Below are 13,874 nucleotides of genomic sequence, written 5' to 3' on the forward strand. Positions count from 1 at the left end.
CGCCCGGCCATCGCTCGCCGCGGCCTACTCCAGCTTCTTGCACTCCGGCGGGCCGCCGGTCCAGATCCACACGCACACGCCCGGCGGCCGGACCGCCGGGTCGCCGTTGCCCGTCGCCGCGGCCGCCGCCGGCGCGGCCAGCGTGCCGATCGCCGCCGCCGCGGCCAAGCCCGCCAGCGCTCGCTTGATCATGGCTGTCCTCCCCGAAGTGATCTTCCGGGACCAACCTAAGGCCGGACCACCGCGCGGCGGCAGGGGCGGGTTCGGCCACTGTCCGCTTCCGGCCAGCCCGAACCGGCCGGAACCGGACGTTGGCCGCGCTCGACCGGTGTGCGCGCCGCGCTCCGCTCCTACCGTCGACCCCATGGGTGAGGACGCGCCCCCGCAATGGTGGGCCGAGGAAGGGGCTCGTCCGCGGCCGGAGCCCGCCGGCTGGTGGCCCGAAGCCGACACCCTGCACTGGGTGCGGAACCCCGACGAACCCGGCTAGGGCGTGTCCGGTAGGCGGTTGAGCTGGACCTCTGTTGACGGACAAGGCGTGGGCGGTGATCGAGCCGCTGCTGGTTGTGGAGCAAAGACGGCACCTGGAACAAGATCCTCGCCCTCGACGGGGAAGGGCTCGGTCCCGGGGTGGGCTGAGCGGCAAGATCCACTTGGCTGTCGCCGGGCGTGGCTTGCCGACGCGGTTCCTGATCACCGCGGGTCAGGCGGGAGACTGGACCCGGTTGTACTCGCGCACCGCGTCGAGGTACTCCGCGATCGCGTCGCGGTTGCGCAGCAGGCACTCCGCTCGCCGCGCCATGCGGTCGCGCTCCTCCTCGAGCGTTGCGATCATCTCCGGGGTCGCGTCCGGGAAGTAGATCGCGCGGGGCTTGTCGAGGCAGGGCAGGATCTGTTTGATGATCCTCGTGGGCAGCCCGGCGTCGAGCAGCCCGCGGACCTGGATCACCCGGTCGACCGTCGGCTCGTCGTAGTCGCGGTAGCCGTTCGCCCCGCGCGACGCGATGATCAGGCCCTGCTCCTCGTAGTACCGGAGCAGCCGCCGGGACGTCCCCGTGCGCTCCGACAGCTCGCCGATCCGCATGTGCCCCACCTCACGTAGACCTTCACACGTATGTGAGGGTTCGAGCATAGCGGCATGACGAGCACCGAAACCCGCCGGCAGACCGCCGCCCTCCTCGCCCTCACCACCGCCGCGTTCGTCACCGTGCTCACCGAAGCGCTGCCCGCCGGCGTGCTGCCCGGGATGAGCGCCGGTCTCGGCGTCGGCGAGCCCGCGGCCGGCCAGGCCGTGACGATCTACGCCCTCGGCACGGCCCTCACCGCGATCCCGCTCTCCGCGGCCACCGCGACCTGGCCCCGCAAGCGCTTGCTGCTGGCCGGGGTGGCCGGGTTCGCCGTCGCCAACACCGTGACGGCGCTGTCCGCGAGCTACCCGCTGACCATGGTCGCCCGGTTCGTCGCCGGCGTGGCCGCGGGCGTCGTCTGGGCGCTGCTGGCCGGGTACGCCCGGCGGCTCGTCCCCGGGAACCAGGGCAAGGCGATCGCGATCGTGATGGCGGGCATCCCGCTGGCCCTGTCGCTCGGCATCCCGGCCGGGACGTTCCTCGGTGGCCTGCTCGGCTGGCGCTCGGCGTTCGGCGTCATGTCCGCGATCGCCGTGGCGCTGCTGGCCTGGATCGCCGTGAAGGTCCCGGACCGGCCCGGGCAGACCGGCGGCCGGGTCCCGGTGCTGCGCACGCTGGCCGTGCCCGGCGTCGCGCCCGTTCTGGCCGTGACGCTGGTGTTCGTGCTGGCCCACACCGTGCTCTACACCTACGTCGCCGCGTTCCTCGGCCACGCCGGGATGGGCGACGCGGTGGACGTCGTCCTGCTGGTCTTCGGCGTCGCGTCGATGGCCGGGATCTGGGTCGTCGGCACGTGGATCGACCGCGCGCTGCGCACTTTGACGGTCCTCAGCACGATCCTGGTCGCGGTGGCCGCGACGATCCTGGCGACCGCGTCGGGCAGCCCGGCGCTGGTCTACGCCGCCGTCGCGCTGTGGGGACTCGGCTGGGGCGGCGTCCCGACGCTGCTGCAGACCGCCGCCGGGAACGCGGGCGGCGAAGCGGCGGACAACGCGCAGGCCATGCTCGTCACGCTGTGGAACGCGGCGATGGCCGCGGGCGGCGTGCTCGGCGGCGTCCTGCTCGACGCCGCCGGACCGGCGTCGTTCCCCTGGACGCTGCTGGTGCTCCTGCTGCCGGTGCTCGCCGTGGTGCTGGGCGCCCGGCGGCACGGGTTCCCGGTTCGATCCTGAGTGGACGAAGGGCCCGGGCGGGCTCGCGCCCGGGCCCTCCAGCTTCAGCAGCGGCCGGCGATGGCCCGCAGCAGTTCCGCGTTCGCGGTGTCGCCCGAGAGCTCCCAGGCGAACATCCCGCCGAGTCCCTGCGACTTCGCGTAACCCGCTTTCGCCGACGCCGTTTCGGGCGTGTCGTAGCTCCACCACTGCGAACCGCACTTCGCGTACGCCGTACCGGCGACCCGGCCGTTGGCGGGGCACGTCGTCTTGAGGACCTTGTAGTCCTCGACGCCCGCTTCGTACGTTCCGGGGGCGGGCCCGGTGGCGGTGCCGCCGGGCTGCTTCTGCGTCACGCCGTCCCAGCCGCGGCCGTAGAACCCGAGGCCCAGCAACATCTTCGCCGAAGGAACGCCCTGGTGACGCAGCTTCTGGATCGCGGCGTCGGCGTAGTACCCGGCGTGCGGGATGCCCGGGTAGGACCGCAGCGGCGAGTGCGGCGCGGTGGGCCCGGTCGGCTGGCCGCCCGCGACGAAGTAGTCGTAGGTCATCACGTTGTACCAGTCGAGGTACCGGCTCGCGCTGCCGTAGTCGGTGGCGTCGATCTTGCCGTCCTTCGAGCCGTCCGCGGTGATCGCGGCGGTGACGAGCTGGTGCCCGAACTTCGCCCGCAGCGCCTTGACCAGCGCCGTGAACGCCTTCGGCCCGCTGGTGTCGCAGGTGTTGCCGCAGGCGTTCGGGTACTCCCAGTCGATGTCGATGCCGTCGAAGACGCCCGCCCAGCGCGGGTCGTTGACGAGGTCGTAGCAGGACTGGGCGAACGCCTCGGGGTTCTTGGCCGCCTCCGGGAAGCCGGCCGACCAGGTCCAGCCGCCGAACGACCACAGCACCTTCAGCTTCGGGTGCAGCTTCTTCAGCTCGAGGAGCTGGTTGAAGCTGCCGTGCAGCGGGCCGCTGTCGGCCTGGCCGTCGACGCTCGTGGTGGCGTCGTAGGGCATGTCGTGGTCGGCCCACGGGTCGCCGACGGCGCACCCGCCGCCCGTGACGTTGCCGAACGCGTAGTTGATGTGGGTCAGCTTCGCGGCCGAACCCGACGTCTCGATGTCCTTGACGTGGTAGTTGCGGGCGTAGACGTCCCAATCGGCGAAGTAGGCCATCACCTTGCCCGGGGGCTGGCTCGCTTCGGCGGACGGCGCCACGACGCCGGCGGCGGCCAGCGCCAGTGCGGCGACGGCGACGCTCTTTCTCATGCGGAGCACGACTTTCCCTTCCGGCCTGCGGACTGGGTGGCGCGCTGAGGCTAACAGGTCCAGACCACTGCGGACCAGGGCGAAACGTTGTGGTCAAAGGTTTCGCGATGACACCGCAGCCCGGCGCGAATTCACGGCGTGGCATGATCGGCCGATGACCGAGTTCGGCTGCGCCCGCTGCTCCGGCGAAGACGCCCTCACGGCGCTGGCGTTCTGCACGACCCGCCTGCGCGAAACCCACCGCCTGGTCGAACAGTCCCACTTCGGCATTTCGCTGCGCGAATGTCCGGAGTGCCGCCAGGGGTTCGCGGCGATCTTCACGGAGTTCGTCGACCGGTCCGGCGAGGACGCGCAGTACTTCGACTTCGTCCCGATCACCCCCGCCGAGGTGACGTCGTTGGCAGCGCAGGGTTCCCGCGTCGACCTCGTCCGGCTGGGCGCGCTCGGCAGCGTCCGGCGGCGGCTGTCGTCGAGCTGGCCGACCGGCGCGGAGAAGCAGATCGGCTGGCGGACGGACGCCCTTTCGGTGCGCGAAGGCTACTGAGCGGCCAGCCGGAGGATCGCCGCGGCCGAGCGGTCGACGTCGGCCTCCGTCGTCGACCAGTTGGACACCGAAATCCGCAGGTACCGGCGGCCGCGCCAGGTCGTTCCGCCGAGCCAGCAGGTTCCGTCTCGCTGCACCCGCTCGACGACCGCGTCGGTGTGGTCGCCGAAGGACACCAGGACCTGGTTGAGGACGACGTCGTTCGCGATTTCGGCCCCGCCTTCGGCGAGGGTGCGCGCGAAGCGGCGGGCCAGCCGGCAGCAGCGGTCGACGAGCTCGGCGACGCCGTCGCGGCCCAGCTCGCGCAGCGCGGCCCAGACCGCGAAGCCCCGGGCGCGGCGCGACGACTCCAGCGTCAGGTCGCCCATGCCGGACACCTCGCCGGCGCCGGTCAGGTAGGCGGCGCGGTAGGCGATCGCCTCGGCGTGGACGTCCGGGCGCGCGCAGAAGACGAACCCCGAGTCGTACGGGACGTTGAGCCACTTGTGGCCGTCGCAGGCCCAGGAGTCGGCCAGCTCGACGCCGTCGAGCAGCGCCCGGGTGGCCGGGTTGGCGGCGGCCCAGAGCCCGAACGCGCCGTCGACGTGGATCCAGGCGTTCTCCGCGACCGCGCGGGCAGCGCGGAGATCGTCGCAGGCGCCGGTGTTCACGTTGCCCGCCTGCAGGCAGACGATGGTCGGACCGTCGACTTTGGTCGCGAGGTCGTCGATGTCGATGGCACCGTCCGGTTTGGCCTTGACCGGCACGACGGCCCGGGTGCCGAACCCGAGCAGCCGCAGGGCGCGGTCGACGGTGGCGTGCCGTTCCTCGCTCGCGACGACGCGGACGCGCGGGGCGCCGGCGAGCCCGTCGCGCTCGACGTCCCAGCCGGCCTCGGCGAGCACGTGGTGCCGGGCGGCGGCCAGCCCGACGGTGTTGGCGGCCTGGCCCCCGGTGACGAAGCCGGCGGAGGCGGTCGCGGGGAGGCCCAGCAGCTCCTTGAGCCAGTCCCCGGCGACCTGCTCGGCGGCGGCCGCGGCGGGCGAGAGGACGGCGTTGAAAGCGTTCTGGTCCCACCCGGCGGCGAGGACGTCGGCGGCGGTCGCGGCGGGCAGCGCGCCCCCGACGACGAAGCCGAAGAACCGCGGCCCGGCGGTGGCGACCAGCCCGGGCTCGGCGGCTGCCGCGAGTTCTTCGAGGACGGTCGCCGGCGGCGTGGGGGCGTCGCGGAGCTGCCCGAACCCCGCGCGCAGGGCGTCCGGGTCGACGGGCCGGGCGACGGGGCGGCCCGTCAGGCCGTCGCGGTGCTCGGCGGCCAGCTCGGCGGCGCGGGCGAGGAGGTCACGCAGTTCGTCCACGACGTGACTGTAGGCCGAAGTGACTTCCGCCGGAGCCGGGAACAATCGCGGGCCGCCGGGCGTAGCGTCCTGGTATGGAGACCCAGCTGAGCACCGACCGGCTCGTGATCCGGGACTGGACGGTCGACGACGCCGAAGCCGCGTACGCCATCTACGGCGCGGAAGACGTCACGCACTGGCTGACCCCGGCCATGGAGCGAGTCGGCGACATCGGCGCCATGCGCTCGGTGCTGCACGCCTGGCAGGAGACCCAGCCGAACCTGCCGCCACCGCGCGGGCGGTGGGCCGTCGAACGCAAGGAAGACGGCGTCGTGATCGGGGGCCTCGGCATCCGGCTGCTGCCGCCGTTCGAAGAGGACCTCGAGCTCAGCTGGCAGCTCGCCCCCGGCGTCTGGGGCCGGGGCTACGCGTCGGAGGCCGCGACCGCGCTGATCGAGTGGGCGTTCACCCAGGACACCGAAGAGCTCTTCGCCGTCGCGCGGCCGAACAACACGCGCGCGATCGCCGTCGCCAAGCGGCTCGGCATGCAGTGGGTCGGCGAGACCGAGAAGTACTACAACCTGCGGCTGCAGGTGTACCGGATCCGGCAGACCGACCTCATCTGACCGGCTCCAGCAGGAAGACGCGGATTTCGCGGTCGCCGGCGCGCACGGCGTAGCGGTCGTACGCCGGCCAGTACGACGCGACCGCGTCCCACATCTCCTGCCGCTCGCCGCCGGTCAGGAGCCGGCCGGTGACCTCGACGGTCCGGCCGCCGATCGCGACCGTCGCCGCCGGGCGGGCCAGCAGGTTCGCCGACCACGCCGGGTGCGCCTCGCCGCCCCAGTTCGAGCCGATGACGACGTACCCGCCGCCGCGCTCGACGTAGAGCAGCGGCACCTGCCGGGGTTCGCCGCTGCGCCGGCCGACGGTGGTCAGCAGCAGCGTCCGCAGCCCGACGGCCGCACCGACGCCGACCCGGCCGCCGGTGACCCGCAGGAGCACCCGGTCGGCGGGCACGAGCGCCCGCCCGAGCACCGCGAACGCCCTGCTCTTGCCGAACCCGGCGAAGACACCTCGCAAACCAGCCACGGCGAAACCCTAGCGGTCACCACCCCGACGGCGCCGGGGGCGGCACGACCGGCGGCCGGTCGTCGCAGGTGATCGTGTTCGGCAGGAGCCACGGGGCGAGCCAGCTCCCGTTGCCGCCGAGGTCGGTCAGCGCGAACTCCGAGCCCGTCGCCGGGAAGTTGAACGACCCGCAGTTGTTCACGGCGACCGCGCCGACGTTGCGCGCGGCCACGTTCCGGAACGACGCCGAACCCGCCGAACGCGCGCTGAGCACCGACGTCCCGGTGCCGTCGACGCGCAGGTCCGCGAACCGCAGCCCGCTGATCGAGTACTTGTCCTTCACGGGGAAGTCGCTGACCAGCATGATCGCGTTGTAGGTGTTGTCGAGGAAGTGGTCGCCGGTCACCGAGATGTCGGCGGCGATGTCCTTCTCCAGCGCGTAGAACCAGATCGCGCCGAGCCCGATCTTCCAGTTCAGCTCGAACGTCCCGGCCCGCACGGTCGTGTTGTCCGCGATCCGCAGCGTGCCGCCGAACGCTTCCGCGCCGAACCGCGAGCCCACCTGGATGGCGCTGCCCTCGCGGATCGGGTCGGCGACCAGGTTCGCCGAGACGACGTTGTCCACCCCGCCGTAGAGCGCGATCCCGTTGGCCAGCACCGGCGTCTGGACGGTGTTGTGGTCGAACGTGTTCCGCGCGTCCTGCGCCTTCTCCGACCACATGGCCAGGCCGTCGTCGCCGGTGTTGCGCAGGAAGTTGTTCGCCACCACCGAATCCGTCACTCCCGTGTGGAAGTTCAGGCCGTCGGCGATCTGGTCGGCGATGACGTTGTTCGTGATCCTCGTGCGGGACATCGGCCCGTCGAACCACAGGCCGACCTTGGTGTGGTGCAGGTACAGGGAGTCCACAGTGGAGTCGCTGAGCGCGCCGCCGACCGCGTTGACCTGGTCGGTGTCGACGCGTTCCCGGACGTCACCCTCGATCGCGAAGCCGGAGAGGTGGACGTCGTGGCTGCCGCCGGCGGTGGCTTCCTCGCCGTAGATGCCGACGCCGTGACCCTTGACGATCGTGTACCAGCTGCCCGCGCCTTCGATCGTGACGTCGTCGACGATGACGTGCCGGTCGACGCGGTAGGTGCCGGGCGGCAGGTACACCTCGAGGTGCGCGCGCCGCGCGAAGGCGATCGCGCGGTCGAGAGCGTCGGCCGAGTCGCGGTGGCCCGTCGGGTCCGCACCGAAGAGCAGGACGTTGGCGGCGAAGGGAACCACGCGCGGCGGCGCGACGAGCTCGGAGTCGAGCAGGTCGACGACCGTCCACGCCGCGGCGCTGCCGGCCGGGACCGTCAGCCGGATCTTGGCGCCGGCCGGGTAGGACGAGCCGAGCAGGAGCCGCTGCTCGTCGTAGAAGTGGGTGGGCCGGAACGGTTTCGCGATCACCGGCGCGGGCGTGGTCGCCGCGGGCACGCACGAGCACTCGGTGATCCACCAGTCCGGGTGCAGCAGGTCCGCGTCGGGGTCGTTCGTGAACGGGTACTGGTTGTACAGCCAGGAGTACTGCGAGGTCAGCGTCATCCGCTGCCGGTGGGCGCCGTCGACGGTGACGTCGAGCGGCGCGGTGATCCCGCCGCCGTGCGGGGCGTCCGGGATGCTGTAGCGGACGGTGATCGCGTTCGCCGCGGCCGGCAGCGTGAACTCGACGTACTGCTTGGGTGTCAGCTGGACCGCCCGGCGCCCGGACGCCTCCGACGGCAGCGTGTAGGCCGAGCGATCGGGACCGATCACGACGCCGTCGGTGCGCGCGTTTTCCGCCTCCTGCTCGAGGAAGCGGACATCGGCGCCGCGGCCGGCGACGAGCGCCGGGTCGAGCGCGGCCCGCGTCACCACCGGCCGGGCGGCGGCGGACGCGGGCGTCGCCACCGAAAGCAGGGTGACGACCGCAGCGAGCACGGTTCCGAAGGTGCGACGCGCCATCGCGGACCTCGATTCTCGAAGGAGTGCCGCGGAAGAGTAGGTCGCGCCCGGCGCTTACCACAAGGTTTTTCGTGAACTTACTCTGTACTTGCGCGTTTCGATACGGAAGTTGCGCAACCGGACGTCTGGCAGGGTGGACGCATGACGCGTCCCGAAACCGCCGCCGAAGTCTTCGACGCCCTGGGCAAGGACTACGAGGCCGCCTTCCCGGACCAGCCGGGTCAGCGGGCCGTGCTGACGTGGGTGCTGGACCGGTTGCCCGGACGCGCCACGCTGGTCGACCTCGGCTCGGGCACCGGGCGACCGGTGGCCGAGACCTTCGCGGCCGCCGGGCACGACGTGACCGGGTACGACGTGTCGGCGAAGATGGTCGAGATCGCCCGTGAACAGGTCCCGGCGGCGCGGTTCGCCCAGGCGGACCTGCGCGAACTGACCCGGCCGCCCGGCAGCGCCGACGTGGTCACCGCCTTCTTCTCCCTGCTGCAGATGACCCGGGCGGAGATCGACGCCGTGCTGGCGAAAGCCGCGTCCTGGCTGGCACCCGGTGGTCACTTCGTGCTCGGCACGGTCGCGGCCGACGCCGACGGGGTCGAGTTCGCCTTCCTGGGGCACCCGATCCGCGCCAGCAGCTACCCCGCCGAAACCTTCGCCGCCCGGCTGGCGTCGGCGGGGCTGGAGATCGTGTACCAGGAGCAGGTCCGGTACGAGTCCCCCCATCCCGCGGTCCGCCCGGAAGACCAGGTCTACCTCGTCGCGCGCCGCCCTTCGTGAGTCGATCGTGGCGTCAACCCCTCACCGGGCCGATCACCCGGCGGACATGAATTTTGCTCAAGTTCGTGCATGTCCCGGGCCGGTGACCCGAGCTAAAGTGAGGAATGGGCATCGAAGCTCTGGCCAAGCCGGTACCTCGCGAACACCGCGAGCTCGTGCGCGAGATGCTGGCCAGGCTGCCGGAGTTCGCCGACCGCCTCGCCCGGCTGCTCAGCACCGAGGACGAGTTCTACCGGCAGGTCGACCACGTCGCACCGGACGAGCTGCGGCAGGTCTGCCACGCCAACCTCGAACGCGCGCTGTCCGCGGTGGCCGAAGGCCGCGGCCTCGCGCTCGACGCCGCCCGCAAGACCGGGCTCGTCCAGGCGCGGCAGGGCATCCCGCTGCCCGCGGTGCTGCGCGCCTTCCGGATCGGCGGCACCTTCGTCTACGAGTCCCTGCTGGAGCTGGCCGGCCCGGAGTTCCTCAACCCCACCCGGACGATCGAGATCAACTCCTACGTCTGGAAGGCGATCGACCTCTACTCCGACGCGCTGACGACGGCGTACGAGCAGGTCGCGGCCGAGCCGTCGCACGCGAACGCCCGGCTGCTCGACGACCTGCTGCGCGGCCGGCTCGCGAGCCAAGCCGACATGGAGTCCGCCGCCCGGGAGCTGGGCCTGCCGACCGCGGGCATGTTCGTCGCGGTGGTGACCGAGCGCGTCGAGCCCGACGAGCACGACACGGTCGAGGCGCTGCTGCGGGCGCGGCGCTGGCGGTCGGCGTGGCGGCCGGGCGGCGAGGCCGGCCTCGTCGCGATCGACCGCGTCGAAGACCTCCGGCGGCTGCGCGAAGTGCTGGGTTCGCTGCCGGTCGCGGCCGGGATGAGCCGGCCGTTCAGCGGCTTCCCCGACGTCCCGGACGCGCTGCACCGGGCCCGGATCGCCCGCCGCTCGCTGCCGTCGGGGACGGCCGGGGTGGTCGTGTTCGGCGACTCGCCGGTGACGACGCTGGTCGCCGCGGCCCCGGGCATGGCCCGCGACGTCGTGCGGTCGGCGCTGGCGGGCGTGCTCGCCCTGCCCGGCGCGGAGCGGAAGGTCCTGCTCGACACGCTGCTCGCGTGGTTCGCCGGCCACGGCTCGGCGAAGGAGGCCGCGGACCGCTTGTTCGTGCACCCCAACACGGTCCGGTACCGGCTGCGCCGGGTGCAGGACCTGACCAAGCGGGACCTGACCGACCCCGTGGACATCGGCGAGCTGTACGTCGCGCTGGAGTCGGTACGTCTCGATCCGGACGCGACCGATTGACTTTCGATAGATATCGAGCGATAGTCGGCGCATGATCTCAGAGAGATGGGCCGTTCGCGCGCTCAGGGTGTTCCTCGTGGTGCTGTTCGGCGTCCTCCTCGTGTTCCAGACGCTGTCGCTGCCGGGCGGGATCGCCTACACGACCAGCCAGAACCCGCACGACGCTCCGCTGCGCTGGCCGCTGACCGCGATCGCGGTGTTCCTCGTGCTGTGCGTCCAGGTGGTGCTCGTCGCGACCTGGCAGCTGCTCACACTGGTCAAGAAGGACCGGATCTTCACGACGGCGTCGCTGAAGTGGGTCGACCTGATCGTCTGGGCCATCGCGGCCGCGTGGCTGGTGTTCGCCGGCATGCTGATCTTCGTCGGCTTCAACGCCGACGACCCGGGAATGCCGATGGTGCTGTTCCTGGTGACCGTCGGGATCACCGTGTTCGGCCTGCTGATGGTGGTCATGCGCGCCCTGCTGCGCCAGGCCACGACGCTGCGGTCCGACATGGAAGCGGTCATCTGATGGCGATCGTCGTGCGCATCGACGTCGAGCTGGCGAAGCGCAAGATGAGCGTCGGGGAGTTCGCCGAGAAGGTCGGGCTGACGCCGGCCAACGTGGCGGTGCTGAAGAACGGGCGGGCGAAGGCGGTGCGGTTCAGCACGCTGGAAGCGATGTGCCGGGTCCTCGGCTGCCAGCCCGGCGACTTGCTGGAGTGGGTGGACGAGTAGCCCGCCGCGGACGGACCCCGCTAAGCCGCGTCCGCTTCGACCAGGCGGGCCAGTTCCAGCAGCGTGCCCTCGAAGCCCGGACCGGCGGTGAGCGCCACCGTGAGCGGGGCCCCGCGCCGGTCCGTGCCCACCGGGAGCGTCACCGCCGGCTCCGTCCACTGGGGACGGTCCACGGCGGCCGAGACGACCACGTCCGGCTTCACCGTCGCGCGACGGCCACCCGCGTCGAGGTCCAGCACCACGTTGCCGTGCAGGGAAAGCAGCGCCGCCACGTCGGCGACGGCGTCGCGCAGCTCGCGGTCGGCGATCGAGTCCGAGTGCGCGCCGATCGCCGCCCGGGAGGGCTCGCCGCCGAGCCTCGGCACGATCACGCCGAGGTCGCCCAGAGTGCAGGCGAGCGGCCGGATGCCGGGCACGCCGGCCAGCGGGTCGGTCAGCGTGATTCCCGCGCTCGCGGCCGCCGCCACGATCCGGGCCCGCCAGCGCGCGGTGGCCGCGATGGCGACCAGCGAAGGGTCCTGGGGCAAAAGGGAGTCTCTCCTTTGCGGTCCGGCGCGGCGGAGTGAGGATCGTCCGATGGTGGGCCCGTGCCCGTTGTGCCCGGGAACAAACATGTTTGGTCTCTTGGTCCGAACGGCCGCGCACATGCGACCTTCCGGTGGCACCGGGTGTCTGTGACCGCCGGTCACACTTTGACGCGCGGCGTGGCGCGGGCCACTATCCGCAGCACTGATTACCGCCGGGTAATTTGTGCTGTCGACGAAGACGACCCAGGAGGACCGTTGCGACGTGCTTTCGGCCTGATCTTGCTGGCACTGGGCGTCTTCGCCGCCGCCGGGGCGGTGCTCCTCCCCACGTACATCTACCCGAAGCTCGCCAAGGTGCCGCTCGACCAGGACTCGACGTCGGTGCTCGAAGGCACCGCGAGCAAGGTCCTCGCCGTGACCGACGACGGCACCGGCCCGGTCTCGAAGATCCGCGAGAACGTCAAGCTGACCGCGGTCGCGCACGTGCAGTCGAACTTCTCCGCACCCGAGATGCACCAGGACACCGACTACGCGGTCTGGCTGCTGGCGGTGAAGGTCACCGACGACGCCGACAACACGGTGCTGAGCGCGAGCAAGCGGCAGGTCTGCTTCGACCGGCGCACCGGCGAGGGCTACGACCCGCGCGGCGCGACCGACCCGATGTGCGCCGCGAGCAGCAGCTACGTCACCGAGCTGAAGGACAAGGCCGACAAGGACGGCCAGAAGCCGCCGGAGACGAACATCGAGAAGGCGCAGCCGGGCCTGAACTTCAAGTTCCCCTTCGGCACCGAGCAGAAGGACTACAAGGTCTACGACGACAACACCGGCGCGGCCGTCACCGCGCGCTACACCGGCACCGAGACGGTGAACGGGATCGAGACCTACAAGTTCGTCCAGGACATCCCGGACACGAAGCTCGACTCGAAGAAGGTGCCCGGCTCGCTCGTCGGCTCCGACCAGTCCTCTGTGGACGCCGACCTGTACTACCGCGGCGTGAACACGCTGTGGGTCGAGCCGGTCACCGGGATCGAGGTCAAGCAGCAGCAACAGCAGCACCAGGAGCTGCGCGTCGGCACCGGCGGCACCCCGACGGTCGTGTTCGACGGGACGCTCGCCTACAACGGCAAGACCATCTCGCAGATGGTCGACCAGGTGAACGCGAACAAGGGCAAGCTGGAGTTCCTGTCGAGCACCGGGCCGCTCTGGCTCGGCATCGGCGGGGGCGTGCTGATCATCGTGGCGATCGTCCTGCTGGCCCGCCGCCGCCCGCCGGAGCCCCCGACGCCGCACCGGCGGCGCCAGGTGGCCTTCGCCGGCAGCTGACTCACTTCTTCCGCAAGACCAGGACCAGATTCCACGAAGCGATCTCACGCAGGCCGGGAATCCGCACGATCCACATCGCCCAGCTCGGGTGGTAACGCGGGTACCCGGCCACGAGATCGGCCAGCGGCGTCGTCTTAGCCCACCGGAGGGCGGCGCCGACCGAAACCGGGAACAGGCTTTCGCCGAATTTGTTCTTCGGCTGCTTCCCCTCTTTCCGGGAATAGCGTTCCCGGGCGTAGTACCCGCCGAGGAAATGCCACGGCGCGGTCTCGTGGCCGCCCCACGGCGAGAACCACGGCGTGAACGACGCGAAGACCGTGCCGCCGGGCTTGGTCACCCGGCACATCTCCTCGAGCATCACCCACGGCTCGCTGACGTGCTCCAGCACGTTCGACGAGTAGCAGACGTCGACGGATCCGCTGCGCACGGGCAGTTCCGTGCCACTGGCGCGGATCATGTTCTCGCCGGGCTCGCCGCGCGCGGACAGCTCGCCGACGTCCGGGTCGAGTCCCAGGTAGACCGCCCCGGCCGCGCGGAACGCGTCGGAGAAGTACCCCGGGCCGCCGCCGACGTCGAGCACCGTGCACCCGGACAGCGGAGTGTGCGCCGCCAATTGCCGGACCGAGTCGGCGGCCAGCGCGGAATAGAAGCCGTCCGGGTCGGTCTGCTCGGTGAGGAACGTGCGGAAGAGCGTCACGGAACGGCCGAGCGTGGCCCGGTGCGGCCGGTCGACAACAGAATTACCTACCATTGAACCGTCGCTTTCCCGATTACGTTCCTCTACTGTGTACGCACCGGTAACCTAGCATCGTCGCTACAGTT

At 71.5% G+C, this 13,874-nt stretch carries 17 protein-coding genes and 1 pseudogene; 10 read left to right on the forward strand and 8 right to left on the reverse strand.

Annotation, left to right across the window (positions count from 1 at the left end):
• Positions 1–24 precede the first annotated feature (24 nt).
• Positions 25–192, reverse strand: coding sequence for a hypothetical protein (locus ACIRSS_RS11670; protein WP_400893714.1), 168 nt, complete (start codon positions 190–192; stop codon positions 25–27).
• Between the two features lie 172 nt (positions 193–364).
• Between ACIRSS_RS11670 and ACIRSS_RS11675 the strand changes: the two genes are divergently transcribed.
• Positions 365–490: a hypothetical protein gene (locus ACIRSS_RS11675; RefSeq protein ID WP_400893716.1), complete on the forward strand. Its 126-nt coding sequence runs from the start codon at positions 365–367 to the stop codon at positions 488–490.
• Between the two features lie 130 nt (positions 491–620).
• Positions 621–716: pseudogene (locus tag ACIRSS_RS11680) on the forward strand (IS5/IS1182 family transposase); the annotation flags it as partial.
• Here the strand turns inward: ACIRSS_RS11680 and ACIRSS_RS11685 are convergent.
• On the reverse strand, positions 704–1,084 hold the full coding sequence (locus tag ACIRSS_RS11685) for a MerR family transcriptional regulator (protein ID WP_400893717.1): 381 nt from the start codon (positions 1,082–1,084) through the stop codon (positions 704–706). The pseudogene ACIRSS_RS11680 and the gene ACIRSS_RS11685 sit on opposite strands and share 13 nt — an antisense overlap.
• A 54-nt stretch (positions 1,085–1,138) precedes the next feature.
• On the opposite strand from ACIRSS_RS11685, the gene ACIRSS_RS11690 reads away from it, so the two are divergent.
• Complete coding sequence (locus ACIRSS_RS11690) at positions 1,139–2,299, forward strand: MFS transporter (RefSeq protein WP_400893719.1); 1,161 nt, start codon at positions 1,139–1,141, stop codon at positions 2,297–2,299.
• A 44-nt stretch (positions 2,300–2,343) separates the two neighbouring features.
• Here ACIRSS_RS11690 and ACIRSS_RS11695 read toward each other — a convergent pair whose 3' ends face one another.
• The gene (locus tag ACIRSS_RS11695; protein ID WP_400893721.1) at positions 2,344–3,528 is read right to left on the reverse strand and encodes a glycoside hydrolase family 18 protein; all 1,185 of its coding nucleotides are present in this window, start codon (positions 3,526–3,528) and stop codon (positions 2,344–2,346) included.
• Between the two features lie 154 nt (positions 3,529–3,682).
• Here ACIRSS_RS11695 and ACIRSS_RS11700 point away from each other — a divergent pair, with 154 nt between their 5' ends.
• Complete coding sequence (locus ACIRSS_RS11700) at positions 3,683–4,072, forward strand: hypothetical protein (protein ID WP_400893723.1); 390 nt, start codon at positions 3,683–3,685, stop codon at positions 4,070–4,072.
• Here the strand turns inward: ACIRSS_RS11700 and ACIRSS_RS11705 are convergent.
• Positions 4,066–5,400, reverse strand: a complete 1,335-nt coding sequence (locus ACIRSS_RS11705) for a pyridoxal phosphate-dependent decarboxylase family protein (protein WP_400897412.1) — start codon at positions 5,398–5,400, stop codon at positions 4,066–4,068. The genes ACIRSS_RS11700 and ACIRSS_RS11705 overlap by 7 nt on opposite strands.
• An 83-nt stretch (positions 5,401–5,483) precedes the next feature.
• Here ACIRSS_RS11705 and ACIRSS_RS11710 point away from each other — a divergent pair, with 83 nt between their 5' ends.
• On the forward strand, positions 5,484–6,014 hold the full coding sequence (locus ACIRSS_RS11710) for a GNAT family N-acetyltransferase (protein WP_400893725.1): 531 nt from the start codon (positions 5,484–5,486) through the stop codon (positions 6,012–6,014).
• Here ACIRSS_RS11710 and ACIRSS_RS11715 read toward each other — a convergent pair.
• Both ACIRSS_RS11715 and ACIRSS_RS11720 read right to left on the reverse strand, forming a co-directional pair.
• Positions 6,007–6,471, reverse strand: coding sequence for a nitroreductase family deazaflavin-dependent oxidoreductase (locus tag ACIRSS_RS11715; protein ID WP_400897414.1), 465 nt, complete (start codon positions 6,469–6,471; stop codon positions 6,007–6,009). The two genes, ACIRSS_RS11710 and ACIRSS_RS11715, sit on opposite strands and share 8 nt — an antisense overlap.
• A gap of 25 nt (positions 6,472–6,496) precedes the next feature.
• Positions 6,497–8,404 carry a glycosyl hydrolase family 28-related protein gene (locus ACIRSS_RS11720; protein WP_400893727.1) on the reverse strand — a complete coding sequence of 636 codons (1,908 nt, stop codon included), beginning with the start codon at positions 8,402–8,404 and terminating at the stop codon, positions 6,497–6,499.
• 165 nt (positions 8,405–8,569) lie between these two features.
• On the opposite strand from ACIRSS_RS11720, the gene ACIRSS_RS11725 reads away from it, so the two are divergent.
• The 4 genes from ACIRSS_RS11725 (at position 8,570) to ACIRSS_RS11740 (ending at position 11,202) form a co-directional block, all read left to right on the forward strand.
• A complete protein-coding gene (locus ACIRSS_RS11725; RefSeq protein WP_400893729.1) occupies positions 8,570–9,199 on the forward strand; it encodes a class I SAM-dependent DNA methyltransferase in 630 nt (209 codons plus the stop codon).
• A gap of 104 nt (positions 9,200–9,303) precedes the next feature.
• On the forward strand, positions 9,304–10,485 hold the full coding sequence (locus ACIRSS_RS11730; protein WP_400893731.1) for a PucR family transcriptional regulator: 1,182 nt from the start codon (positions 9,304–9,306) through the stop codon (positions 10,483–10,485).
• Positions 10,486–10,516: 31 nt separating this feature from the next.
• Positions 10,517–10,996 (forward strand): DUF2975 domain-containing protein, encoded by a 480-nt coding sequence (locus ACIRSS_RS11735; RefSeq protein ID WP_400893733.1) that lies wholly within the window; start codon positions 10,517–10,519, stop codon positions 10,994–10,996.
• Positions 10,996–11,202 (forward strand): helix-turn-helix domain-containing protein, encoded by a 207-nt coding sequence (locus ACIRSS_RS11740; protein ID WP_372664394.1) that lies wholly within the window; start codon positions 10,996–10,998, stop codon positions 11,200–11,202. The genes ACIRSS_RS11735 and ACIRSS_RS11740 overlap by 1 nt, the downstream gene beginning before the upstream one ends.
• Before the next feature lie 20 nt (positions 11,203–11,222).
• On the opposite strand, the gene ACIRSS_RS11745 is transcribed toward ACIRSS_RS11740, so the two are convergent.
• Positions 11,223–11,729, reverse strand: coding sequence for a hypothetical protein (locus tag ACIRSS_RS11745; protein ID WP_400893735.1), 507 nt, complete (start codon positions 11,727–11,729; stop codon positions 11,223–11,225).
• Positions 11,730–11,984: 255 nt separating this feature from the next.
• Here ACIRSS_RS11745 and ACIRSS_RS11750 point away from each other — a divergent pair, with 255 nt between their 5' ends.
• Entirely contained in the window at positions 11,985–13,052 is a 1,068-nt protein-coding gene (locus ACIRSS_RS11750; protein ID WP_400893737.1) for a DUF3068 domain-containing protein, read from the forward strand.
• 1 nt (position 13,053) lies between these two features.
• On the opposite strand, the gene ACIRSS_RS11755 is transcribed toward ACIRSS_RS11750, so the two are convergent.
• Positions 13,054–13,749, reverse strand: coding sequence for a class I SAM-dependent methyltransferase (locus ACIRSS_RS11755; RefSeq protein WP_400893739.1), 696 nt, complete (start codon positions 13,747–13,749; stop codon positions 13,054–13,056).
• Positions 13,750–13,874 lie beyond the last annotated feature (125 nt).

Source organism: Amycolatopsis sp. NPDC101161 (assembly GCF_044768185.1).
Lineage (GTDB): Bacteria > Actinomycetota > Actinomycetes > Mycobacteriales > Pseudonocardiaceae > Amycolatopsis.